This is a genomic window from Furfurilactobacillus sp. W61-4 (genome assembly GCF_057545565.1).
The window spans coordinates 44,375-55,201 of record NZ_BAAJNZ010000004.1 but is presented as its reverse complement, the minus strand read 5'-3'; the positions used below and the strand labels follow the sequence as shown (position 1 = coordinate 55,201).

At 44.9% G+C, this 10,827-nt stretch carries 13 protein-coding genes; 12 read left to right on the top strand and 1 reads right to left on the bottom strand.

The window, feature by feature from the left end; translation table 11 throughout:
* Window positions 1-23 precede the first annotated feature (23 nt).
* From AC27FN_RS05990 to dltD, 11 genes are all read left to right on the top strand, one after another.
* A complete protein-coding gene (locus AC27FN_RS05990; RefSeq protein ID WP_487167105.1) occupies window positions 24-290 on the top strand; it encodes an IreB family regulatory phosphoprotein in 267 nt (88 codons plus the stop codon).
* On the top strand, window positions 287-724 hold the full coding sequence (gene ruvX, locus AC27FN_RS05985) for a Holliday junction resolvase RuvX (RefSeq protein ID WP_487167104.1): 438 nt from the start codon (window positions 287-289) through the stop codon (window positions 722-724). The genes AC27FN_RS05990 and ruvX overlap by 4 nt, the downstream gene beginning before the upstream one ends.
* A 32-nt stretch (window positions 725-756) precedes the next feature.
* A complete protein-coding gene (locus AC27FN_RS05980; RefSeq protein WP_487167103.1) occupies window positions 757-1,056 on the top strand; it encodes a DUF1292 domain-containing protein in 300 nt (99 codons plus the stop codon).
* A 53-nt stretch (window positions 1,057-1,109) separates the two neighbouring features.
* On the top strand, window positions 1,110-1,682 hold the full coding sequence (locus tag AC27FN_RS05975; protein WP_487167102.1) for a CvpA family protein: 573 nt from the start codon (window positions 1,110-1,112) through the stop codon (window positions 1,680-1,682).
* Between the two features lie 22 nt (window positions 1,683-1,704).
* Complete coding sequence (locus tag AC27FN_RS05970; RefSeq protein WP_487167101.1) at window positions 1,705-4,074, top strand: endonuclease MutS2; 2,370 nt, start codon at window positions 1,705-1,707, stop codon at window positions 4,072-4,074.
* A 155-nt stretch (window positions 4,075-4,229) separates the two neighbouring features.
* Complete coding sequence (trxA, locus tag AC27FN_RS05965; RefSeq protein ID WP_487167100.1) at window positions 4,230-4,547, top strand: thioredoxin; 318 nt, start codon at window positions 4,230-4,232, stop codon at window positions 4,545-4,547.
* 190 nt (window positions 4,548-4,737) lie between these two features.
* The gene (locus AC27FN_RS05960) at window positions 4,738-4,884 is read left to right on the top strand and encodes a teichoic acid D-Ala incorporation-associated protein DltX (protein ID WP_487167099.1); all 147 of its coding nucleotides are present in this window, start codon (window positions 4,738-4,740) and stop codon (window positions 4,882-4,884) included.
* A gap of 24 nt (window positions 4,885-4,908) precedes the next feature.
* Window positions 4,909-6,438 carry a D-alanine--poly(phosphoribitol) ligase subunit DltA gene (gene dltA, locus AC27FN_RS05955; RefSeq protein ID WP_487167098.1) on the top strand — a complete coding sequence of 510 codons (1,530 nt, stop codon included), beginning with the start codon at window positions 4,909-4,911 and terminating at the stop codon, window positions 6,436-6,438.
* The gene (dltB, locus tag AC27FN_RS05950) at window positions 6,435-7,637 is read left to right on the top strand and encodes a D-alanyl-lipoteichoic acid biosynthesis protein DltB (protein WP_487167097.1); all 1,203 of its coding nucleotides are present in this window, start codon (window positions 6,435-6,437) and stop codon (window positions 7,635-7,637) included. The genes dltA and dltB overlap by 4 nt, the downstream gene beginning before the upstream one ends.
* 37 nt (window positions 7,638-7,674) lie before the next feature.
* Complete coding sequence (gene dltC, locus AC27FN_RS05945) at window positions 7,675-7,911, top strand: D-alanine--poly(phosphoribitol) ligase subunit DltC (protein ID WP_407883568.1); 237 nt, start codon at window positions 7,675-7,677, stop codon at window positions 7,909-7,911.
* Between the two features lie 2 nt (window positions 7,912-7,913).
* Entirely contained in the window at window positions 7,914-9,188 is a 1,275-nt protein-coding gene (gene dltD / locus AC27FN_RS05940; protein WP_487167096.1) for a D-alanyl-lipoteichoic acid biosynthesis protein DltD, read from the top strand.
* A 66-nt stretch (window positions 9,189-9,254) separates the two neighbouring features.
* On the opposite strand, the gene AC27FN_RS05935 is transcribed toward dltD, so the two are convergent.
* A complete protein-coding gene (locus tag AC27FN_RS05935) occupies window positions 9,255-9,767 on the bottom strand; it encodes a DUF2507 domain-containing protein (protein ID WP_487167095.1) in 513 nt (170 codons plus the stop codon).
* A gap of 214 nt (window positions 9,768-9,981) precedes the next feature.
* Between AC27FN_RS05935 and racE the strand changes: the two genes are divergently transcribed.
* Window positions 9,982-10,806, top strand: a complete 825-nt coding sequence (gene racE, locus AC27FN_RS05930; protein ID WP_487167094.1) for a glutamate racemase — start codon at window positions 9,982-9,984, stop codon at window positions 10,804-10,806.
* Window positions 10,807-10,827: the final 21 nt, after the last annotated feature.

Genomic DNA, 10,827 nt, shown 5'->3' with positions numbered 1-10,827 from the left:
AACCAATCATGGAGGGAATGCAGATGGGGACCACAGACAAGACCATGTTTTTTGATTTTGACAATCAACAACAAAAAGATGTGCGTGAGACCCTCGCAACGGTTTATCAAGCACTAGAAGAAAAGGGCTATAATCCAATTAATCAAATTGTTGGGTATTTATTGTCCGGGGATCCAGCCTACATTCCACGTTTAAATGATGCACGAAATTTAATTCGCAAGCATGAACGTGATGAGATCATTGAAGAACTGGTTCGAGCATACTTGAATGCGGGGCCAGCAGCTAAATGAAATTAATGGGACTTGATGTGGGTTCAAAGACGGTTGGCGTGGCGATTAGTGATGCTTTCGGGTGGACTGCCCAAGGCGTTGAAATCGTCAGAATTGATGAGACGGCCGGAGAATTTGGCTTAGATCGAATTGGCGAGTTAGTCACGAGTTTACAGGCAGGCGGGTTTGTTCTCGGATTACCTAAAAATATGAACAATTCGTTAGGTCCACGTGCTGAGGCCGCCCAACACTATGGTGAATTATTGACCGAGCGGTTTAAGTTACCTGTTGATTTCATCGATGAACGTTTAACCACGGTTGAGGCAGAACGAATGTTGATTGAACAGGCCGACACTTCACGACGTAAACGTAAGCAAGTCATCGATAAAATTGCAGCGGCGCTGATTTTACAAAATTACCTGGATGCACATGGTAAATTAACCCAATTAACATAAATCACTCGATTGATTAAGAAAGTAGGCAAAACATGGCAGACGCAAATAACCAAGCGGAACAACAAATTACGTTGGTGGATAACCAAGGCAACGAAACGTTATACAATGTCTTGTTTACCTTCACTTCGGAAGATTACGGTAAGTCATATATCTTGCTATATCCGGCCGGCGCAGCGGAAGATGAAGAAGTTGATATCCAGGCGTATGCTTTTGATCCAGAGGAGGAAGGTTCAACGGAAGGCGAACTTTCACCAATTGAAGATGACGCTGAATGGGATATGGTTGAAGAAATGTTAAATACATTTTTGGATGAAGATTCCAACCTGTCCTAGTGGTTAACAATGATGTCAACGGCGCTGTATTCCATTTTGGGGTACAGCGCCGTTTGAGTGATGCAAGTATTTATGGTAAGCAAGTTGGGAATGAAACTATGATTTTATCGCTGATTGTTATTTTTCTATTATTAAGTGCCGTGGGACACGGGTATCGACGCGGTTTTGTGGCCGAGCTAGTATCCACGATTGGCTATCTGGTCGTTTTAATAGCGGCTAAGATCTTAACACCAAGTGTGTCGACGATGATTCAGAGCTGGCTGCCGGCAAACCATCAGCCTAGTGTTAACGATCAGCTGCTGAATACCCAAGTCAATCATTTTTGGGCCAGCGGCATTGCCTTTTGGGGGTTGCTGATTGTTGGGTTTATCCTGTTGCATTTTGTGATGCGATCCTTAAACCTGTTTACCCATTTGCCGGTCATCCACGGGATCAATGCGATTGCCGGAGCCATTATTGCCGGTTGTTTGATGTATGGGTTGATTTTTTTTGGTCTCGCGATTGCATCTGTATGGCCGTCAGTTTGGCTACATCAACAGCTCGCTACCGCACCCATTTGCCAGTGGATTTTACACCAAACCCCACTGTTATCAGAACAGATTTACCAGTGGTGGTTAACTCGTTAAATTAAAGGAATGAAGAAAATTGATGAATAAACGTGGGTTAAAAACCCTCGAATTTGATAAAGTGAAGGCGAAATTAACGGGCATGTTGACGTCGCCAGGCGGCCGGCAGGAATTGGCGGAGTTACAGCCAGCTACTGACGCCCAAGTCATTCAAACTTGGCTAGACGAAACGAAAGACGGCGCAGATCTGCTGCGATTAAAAGGCGGGATCCCGTTACCCGAATTAGCTGATTTAACGCCGCATATGAAACGTTTGGCGATTGATGCTGCGTTAAACGGAACGGAATTAGCGGCGGTGGGCAAGGTTTTGCAAACGGCTGCCGCTACCCGAGACTTTTTTAATCAACTAGCTGAAGATAAGTTAACTTTACGACGATTAGATCACGTGGCACAACAGATCGTGACCTTGCCTGAGTTAACTAGACGCTTAAATACGGCAATTGAACCGGATGGACGCGTGAGTGACGCGGCAAGTGAAGCATTGGCCGCAATTCGCTCCCGGATTAAGAGCACCGAAGATTTGATCCGTTCGCGGATGCAAAACTATGTTCGTGGTAAGCAAGCTAAATATTTGAGTGAACCGATTATTACGATGCGTAATGATCGCTATGTTGTCCCCGTTAAAACGGAGTATCGCAGTCGTTTTGGCGGTGTTGTTCACGATGAAAGTCAATCGGGACAGACACTGTATGTAGAACCTGAGGATGTGGTTGATTTAAATAATCGTTTACGCCAAAGTCAGGTTCAAGAACGCAATGAAGAAGCCCGTATTTTACAAGAGTTGTCGGCTATTTTGGCGCCCCATCGTGAAGAGATTATGGCCAACGCACAAGTATTGGGACATCTCGATTTCGTTAATGCCAAGGCTACTTATGCTAAACAACTCAATGCCAGTGAACCGTTATTGAGTCAAGCAGGGCAAGTGAATCTCCGCCAGGCACGGCATCCCTTGTTAGATCCAAAAACGGCGGTTGCCAATGATATCAGCCTAGGTGCAGATTATGATGCGATCATTATCACCGGACCTAACACTGGCGGAAAAACGATCACCTTAAAAACATTAGGTTTAACGCAACTGATGGCCCAATCTGGTCTATTCATTCCTGCTTTTGAAGATAGTACAGTTGCCGTGTTCGACAACGTTTTCGCAGATATTGGGGATGAACAGTCGATTGAACAGTCGTTAAGTACTTTTAGCTCCCACATGGATAATTTAATTACGATTTTAGATCAGGCAACGGCGACCAGTCTGGTCTTGGTTGATGAAATTGGTGCTGGGACGGATCCTAAAGAAGGTGCCGCGCTGGCAATTGCCATCTTAGATGCTTTTGGTGCCATTGGAACTGACATCGTGGCCACGACCCACTATCCTGAATTAAAGGCATACGGTTATGATCGTTCGAGAACGACGAATGCTAGCATGGAGTTTGACGCAGAAACGTTGCAACCCACCTATCGACTTTTATTGGGGATTCCAGGTCGCTCGAATGCCTTAGAGATTTCCCAACGATTAGGCTTGCGCTCCGACATCATCGCAGCAGCGCGTTCATTGACCAGTCAGAATAGTCAAGATCTTAACGCGATGATTGGCGATTTGGTGGAACAACGCCGGCGGGTGACCGAAACTGCCGAAGAACTGGATCAACAATTGGCGGCTGCGACAACCTTGCACGAAGAGCTTGCCCAGCAGTTTGATCGGTTTACAGAGCAAAAGGCCCATCAACTAGATGTGGCAAAACAAGAGGCAAATCACATTGTCGCGGATGCTAAAAAACAGTCCGATAAGATCATTCATCATTTGCGACAGCTGGAAGTTAAACAAGGTGCCGGCGTCAAAGAAAATGAATTGATTGATGCTCAAGGACGCCTTAACGCATTGCGACAAGATCCGGCTTTGGCTAATAATAAAGTGTTAGCGCGAGAACGAAAAAAACACGATTTTCATCCTGGCGATAACGTTGTTGTTAAATCTTATGGCCAACATGGCGTCTTAAATCGGCAGACTAGTGCTCATGAATGGGAAGTTCAGTTAGGGGCACTGAAGATGAAGGTTGATGACCGCGACTTAGAAAAGTCCAGTGCGCCAACGGTTAATGAACGGCAACAACGCACCGCTCGTACGGCGGTACACAGCAACATTGGTGCCCGGGCTCAAGCGCAGTTGGACTTGCGTGGAAAACGTTATGATGCGGCAATGGCTGAAGTGGATCGTTTCATCGACTCAGCGTTGTTAGCCAACCTCGGCGAGGTGACGATTGTTCATGGCAAAGGAACTGGGGCCTTACGTCAAGGCGTCACTCAATATCTCCAGAGTAATCCACGGGTCGCAAGCTTTGGCTTTGCACCAGCTAACGCGGGTGGGGATGGCGCCACAGTGGTTAAGTTACGTTAATTGGTTATGCTAAACCTGCACGTTAGGTTTAGCCACGAGTAGTACCGCGCCAAATCGATCTTGCTCTCACGCGTGGGCAAATTCGTTGCAACATTTATAAAAAAGCGTACACTTTGATTACGAACAAAAAGTTAGTAAATATGGAGGTCGTCGATATGACAGTTAAAGAAACCACGGATCAGACTTTTGAAGCCGATACAAATACCGGTGTTAGTGTTACCGATTTCTGGGCGACTTGGTGTGGCCCATGTAAGATGCAATCGCCAGTTGTTGAACAGCTAGCTGATGAAATGGGCGATAAGGTTTCATTTAGCAAGATGGATGTGGACGAGAATCAAAACACGCCGGCTAAATTTGGAATCATGGGTATTCCAACTCTGATTGTAAAAAAGGACGGCGCCGTGGTAGACACCTTAGTGGGTTATCACAGTAAAGAACAAATTGAAAAGACATTGGCTCAATACACGGCCTAACCAACTAGTTTTGGTAGTTGGCGACTCCTAATCCTTCTCGGGAAGGGTTAGGAGTTTTTTTGTGAACTTTCTGGTATGCTATTAGAGAACCTTTGATTGACATCAATCAACTCTTAAGGTTTTTTTTACCAATCCGATCAGAAAAAGCTTCTATACTGACTGTATTGGCATAAGTGGAGGCGTATATTGCATGGCAAAGATTAAGCTGTGGTTAGCACAACCATGGGTGACGTTTATCTTACGAACGACGTTTTACTTTGTAGTCTTTTTTCTCCTGTTATATCTGTACAGTTATTCGGGAGTTAATCAAAGCAAATTCATCTATAACGAATTTTAGTGTTTGATAAACGGAGGATTTCTTATGATTGATAATATGATTACCACCATTGACAACTGGGCCGCCACCAGTCCAGACGCGGTGGTTTATAACGAGTTGGGAACGACTCATACTTATTTGGAATTGAAGCAGGCTTCAGATGCAATCGCCCAAACATTGGACGACATGCAGTTGCCAGATGGGGCACCCATCATCGTTTTTGGTGGGCAACAGTTTGCCATGATTGCCAGTTTCTTAGGTGTGGTCAAAGCGGGGCACGCTTACATCCCAGTTGATACGCATTCACCTAATGATCGTTTGACGATGATCAATGAGATTGCTAAACCGGCAGCGATTATCGCCGTGGATGCCTTGCCAGTTGAGTTAGATAAAGTCCCAATTTTAACCGGCGCACGTCTGGATCAACTGTTGGCGACGACGAATGTGGCCTATGAATTGACGCATGCGGTGAGTGGAGATGACAACTATTACATCATCTTTACGTCTGGTACGACAGGCATGCCCAAAGGGGTTCAAATTAGCCACAATAATTTATTGAGTTTTGTCAATTGGATGATTGGCGAGGACTTCAAACTGCCAGTAAACCCAGTTACAATGGCCCAGCCGCCGTTTTCGTTTGATTTATCCGTGATGGACTGGGCGCCAACGTTAGCATTGGGTGGCACGCTAGCCGCCTTGCCAAAACGAATTACCGATGATTTCCGTCAGCTGTTTTCGACACTGCCTAAATTAGCGATGAATGTATTTGTGGCGACCCCGTCATTCGCTGATATTTGTTTGTTAGAACCGACCTTTGATGAGGCACATTTACCAGATCTAACTCATTTTCTGTTTTGTGGGGAAGAATTGACTGTCTCAACGGCGACAAACTTACGGCAACGGTTCCCACATGCTCACATTTTTAACACCTATGGTCCAACGGAAACAACCGTCGCGGTGACAGGTGTAGAAATTACTGACGCCTTGATTGAAAAAGGGCGGCTACCAATTGGGACGGTTAAAGCTGACACTCGGATTCGCATTATTGGTGAGGATGGGCAACAGCTCCCGGCTGGGCAACAAGGTGAGATTGTCATCAGTGGACCAAGTGTCTCCACTGGCTATTTAAATAATCCAGCTAAAACGCAACGGGCCTTCTTCAAAGAAGATGGTCGACCAGCTTATCATTCCGGTGATCTAGGTTTTCTCGATGATGCTGGGATGCTGCATTATCTTGGCCGTATCGATTTTCAAATTAAGTTGCATGGTTATCGGATTGAACTAGAAGAGGTTAATCACTACTTGGATGCGAACCGGTTGATTAAGCAAGCAGTTGCCGTGCCAAAATATGATGCCAATCATAAAGTTAATCAACTGTGGGCTTACGTGGTACCAGAACCAACTGACGAATTTGCCAGCGATTTGCAACGAACAACCGCCATCAAGCGGGAACTCAAGGATGTCATGATGGAATATATGATTCCGAATCGCTTTATTTATCAGGAAAGTTTGCCATTAACAGCTAACGGCAAAGTTGATATCAAGTCCATTATTGCTGAGGTGAACCCAGCATGATTAATCTAGAACCATATGGGAATCCCCAATATTTTGTTTACTTGATTATTGGTTTAATTCCACTCATGATTGGTTTGTACCATGGACACCGCTGGCGTTGGTATCAAAGTCTCGTGTCCTTGGTTTTCATCTTTTTGATGTTTGACGGGGCTAAATGGCAGCAAGGGATCGCGTTGATTGGCTTCGTGCTCTGGGAATGGTTGATGGTTGGCGGCTACATGGCCTATCGTAAACGGTTTAACCAGGGCTGGGTCTTTTATCTGGCGGTGGTGTTGAGCATCATCCCATTATCTTTTGTCAAGATCACACCGGCTGTCGCGGCTGGTCAATCATCGCTGTTTGGTTTTTTAGGGATTAGTTATCTGACCTTTAAAACCGTTGGTATGATCATGGAGATGCGTGACGGGTTGATTAAGGATTTTCATCCGCTGTTGTTTATTGAATTTTTGCTCTTTATGCCAACAATTTCTTCTGGGCCGATTGATCGTTATCGGCGGTGGCTAGATGATTATCAAGTTGTGCCGGATCGGCAGAAATATCTCGGCATGATCGAAAAGGCCGTACATTATCTATTTCTGGGTTTCTTATACAAGTTTTTACTCGCTTATCTGTTCGGCAGCGTTTTGTTACCACGAATGGATTTAATGACGATGCGTTATGGCGGACAGGGCTTCTCTTGGCCATTAGTCGGGTATATGTACACCTACTCGATGGATCTGTTCTTTGACTTTGCCGGCTATTCACTCTTCGCCGTTGGGATATCCTACCTGATGGGGATTGAAACGCCAATGAACTTTAACCAACCATTTCGGTCTAAGAACTTGAAGGATTTCTGGAATCGCTGGCATATGACGCTGTCTTTTTGGTTCCGCGATTTTATCTTTATGCGCCTCGTCTTCATGATGATGAAGAAAAAGATCTTTAAGAGCCGCGTCACCACCAGTAATGTGGCCTATGTTTTAAACATGCTGATCATGGGTTTTTGGCACGGTGTTACATGGTATTATATTGCTTATGGGATCTACCAAGGATTAGGTTTGGTGATCAATGACTGGTGGTTACGATTTAAGAAGAAACATCAGGAGGCAATTCCACATAACAAACTGACGGAAGCCTTCGCAATTTTTCTAACATTCAATACAGTTTGTGTGAGTTTCTTATTATTCTCAGGTTTTCTCGACAAACTCTGGTTCAAATAAATCGATTGCATAAGAGCAAATAAAGGAGCGCTTTATCATGGATGTAAAAGCAACAGTGATTGATATTTTAAACGATTTAACAGGTAGTGATGTGTCTGACGCAATGGACACCAATTTATTCGATGAGGGACTCTTAGACTCAATGGGTTCAGTTCAATTATTGCTTGAATTGCAAAACCAATTGGGGATCAATGTGCCAGTGTCCGAATTTGAACGGACGGAATGGGATACTCCAGCTAAGATTGTGACCAAGGTGGAAGGACTTGTCGGATAATTATGAATTCGTCTAAACGACTGTGGCTGATTATTGGGCCGGTGATTCTTGCATTTGTCATTCTTGTGGCCTTGTTGTTATCGCCACTTAATTTTAGTAAACCTTCGTCGGCAACACAGCGACGGGCGGCAGTTTCGCTGTCGCCTCAGGTTTTTAAAGGACGACAGATTAAAAAGACGGCCTTGGCTGGTCATTACGTGCCGTTTTTTGGTTCAAGCGAATTAGCGCGAATGGATCCGCTACATCCCTCCGTGTTAGCGGAAAAATATCATCGAAATTATCGTCCGTTTTTACTAGGTGCAGCAGGGACGCAATCCTTAACCCAGTATTATATGATGCAAACCATTAGTACCCAAATGCAGCACAAAAAAGCTGTCTTTATTATCTCGCCACAATGGTTCGTTAAAAAAGGTGCTCGTCCAGATGCGTTTACCTTTTACTACTCAAAATTGCAAACCGTTGATTGGTTGCAGCAAGAACAGAATAATTCAATGGATCGTTATGCGGCTAAGCGGCTGCTAGCGATGCCTTCAGGGCGTTCTGATCGGGCGATCACGCGGATGTTGAAAAAAGTCGCTGGTGGGCGTGCATTGTCTAATTACGATCGGCTGCAGTTATCCATTCAAGCCCTCATGTTGACCCATGAAGATCAGTTATTCTCTGATATCGGATTAGATAATAATATTGCCAAAATTGACCGGGGCGTCAAGCAATTGCCCGCTTCTCAAAGCACTAGTGCCTTGGAACAAACGGCCGATCGCTTAGGTCAGGCTGGCACAACTAACAATGATTTGGGCATTAGTAATCATTTTTATGCGACGCGATTGCGAGGACATATCAAGCAGTTAAAGGGTGCCCAGCGTCACTTGGATTACCGACAATCACCAGAATATAGTGACTTTGAGTTGGTCTTGAATCAGTTTGCCCAAACCCATACTGAAGTGCTGTTTGTTTTACCACCCATTAATCAAAAATGGGCTGATTACACGGGACTTAACATGGACATGATTGATCAAACTAACGCCAAAATTAAACATCAGTTGGCGACTCAAGGCTTTAATCATGTGTTAGATTTGAGTCACGATGGAGGCGAGCCCTACTTTATGGAGGACACGATTCACTTAGGCTGGCGTGGGTGGCTAGCTGTCGATCAGGGCGTTCGACCATTTTTAGCAAATCAGCATGCCACGACAAAGTACCATATCAATTCACGGTATTATTCGACGGACTGGCAACAGTTAGATCCGACGACAACTAATCTTGAACAATTCAAATAATGGTAACTGGAAATTTGATCACATAAAAAATCGTCGGAGTTTTTTTTCCGACGATTTTTTATGTTTCTAAATATGATCTCCGTCTGTTGGCGGCGTCGATTTTGGTTTAATTGATAATGTCGGCACATTAGCGGCCAAATCACCAACTAGGTCGTTTGGATCTGATTGAATCATCAAGGAGACACCATCGCGGTGAATTTCGTTGACTGTTCCTTCAGTTGCGGCGCCGGTGATAAGCTCAAACTGTTGCGCCAAAAAGCCGGCTTCTAAATCAAAATCAGCAGTGGGATTGGCAGCTAAACGGTTCATAACAGTAGTACCGGTCAGGGTAAACTGCTGTTGTCGACGGTTTTGCTTGATCCGCGTTAGAGTACCAAAGCCGACTTGGTCAAAAAAATTCATGATAGCGACTTCATCAGCCAATGGATTTTGACGGGCAACTTGGCGGCCAATCCAATAGAGAATATTCATTTGGTCAGTACCCAGGATGGTTGGCAGTACTTCATCCCGCATAAAAGCGGCTCCTAGCGCGGAAACATCAGGTTGCTGCCGTAATTTTTCATAGGTTGATTGATCCATCTTAATCCTCACCTCAGCGAATGTCTTATATTCAGTATAGCGTTCTAATCTGGAACTTTCATCTGCTTTGCTTGGTAAATTAATTAATCTGAAAGTGGTTCGACTTGTTAGCGAGTTAGTCAGCTCGTTAAGTGGTTCAAACTTGAAATTGATCCGTAAAAGGCTCATGATTTAGTTTCAAGAATTTTGCGGAACGTAAGAAGGAGTAAGCACTATGGTAGAAATTGATCGCTCACGTTTAGATCCCCAATTGCCGATTGGGTTGATGGATTCAGGTGTTGGTGGCTTAACGGTTGTTAAACAGGCGCTAAGACAATTACCCAACGAGACGATTCGTTTTATTGGTGATCAGGCACGGCTCCCTTATGGACCACGGCCAGCCAGCCAAGTGCGGGCCTTTACCTGGCAGATGGTTCATTTTCTGGAGGCTCAGCCAATTAAGTTATTAGTCATTGCCTGCAACACGGCGACAGCAGCGGCGCTACCCGATTTACAAGCGGCCTTAACGATTCCGGTGATTGGTGTCATTAAGCCAGGTGCTAAAGCGGCCATTCAGGCAACCAAGACGGGTCATATTGGTGTGATCGCCACAGAAGGTACTGTTCGAGCAGATAGTTACGCCAAGACGATTCATGCACAAAATAAGCACATTCAGGTAACCAGCCTGGCTTGTCCTAAGTTTGTACCACTGGTCGAAAGTAATGAGTATCAAGCACCAATCGCTAAAAAGATTGTTGCTGAAACGCTGCAACCCTTACTGAATCAGCAGATTGACACGCTTGTTTTAGGATGTACGCATTACCCCTTATTGGCGCCGTTTATTCAAAATGTGATGGGTGATCAGGTGACGCTAATCAATTCTGGCGCCGAGACGATCAATGGGGTGGCTCAACTCCTCGACATTTATCAGATGGCTGCGCCACAAAAAGTGGGGCAAGATCGCTATTTTACGACCGGATCACCGGCAATGTTTAAGACGATCGCACAATCATGGCTGGAGTTAGCTGGAATGGATGTATCAAAAGTCGTGATTGATTGAATTTTATGGCTAAAATAGTCA

Excerpts from the sequence above, each read along its gene's own strand:
- racE (WP_487167094.1), top strand. The coding sequence starts at position 9,982 with ATGGTAGAAATTGATCGCTCACGTTTAGATCCCCAATTGCCGATTGGG.
- AC27FN_RS05970 (WP_487167101.1), top strand. The coding sequence starts at position 1,705 with ATGAATAAACGTGGGTTAAAAACCCTCGAATTTGATAAAGTGAAGGCG.
- ruvX (WP_487167104.1), top strand. The coding sequence starts at position 287 with ATGAAATTAATGGGACTTGATGTGGGTTCAAAGACGGTTGGCGTGGCG.
- dltC (WP_407883568.1), top strand. The coding sequence starts at position 7,675 with ATGGATGTAAAAGCAACAGTGATTGATATTTTAAACGATTTAACAGGT.
- AC27FN_RS05960 (WP_487167099.1), top strand. The coding sequence starts at position 4,738 with ATGGCAAAGATTAAGCTGTGGTTAGCACAACCATGGGTGACGTTTATC.
- AC27FN_RS05990 (WP_487167105.1), top strand. The coding sequence starts at position 24 with ATGGGGACCACAGACAAGACCATGTTTTTTGATTTTGACAATCAACAA.
- AC27FN_RS05935 (WP_487167095.1), bottom strand. The coding sequence starts at position 9,767 with ATGGATCAATCAACCTATGAAAAATTACGGCAGCAACCTGATGTTTCC.
- dltA (WP_487167098.1), top strand. The coding sequence starts at position 4,909 with ATGATTGATAATATGATTACCACCATTGACAACTGGGCCGCCACCAGT.
- AC27FN_RS05980 (WP_487167103.1), top strand. The coding sequence starts at position 757 with ATGGCAGACGCAAATAACCAAGCGGAACAACAAATTACGTTGGTGGAT.
- dltD (WP_487167096.1), top strand. The coding sequence starts at position 7,914 with ATGAATTCGTCTAAACGACTGTGGCTGATTATTGGGCCGGTGATTCTT.
- trxA (WP_487167100.1), top strand. The coding sequence starts at position 4,230 with ATGACAGTTAAAGAAACCACGGATCAGACTTTTGAAGCCGATACAAAT.
- dltB (WP_487167097.1), top strand. The coding sequence starts at position 6,435 with ATGATTAATCTAGAACCATATGGGAATCCCCAATATTTTGTTTACTTG.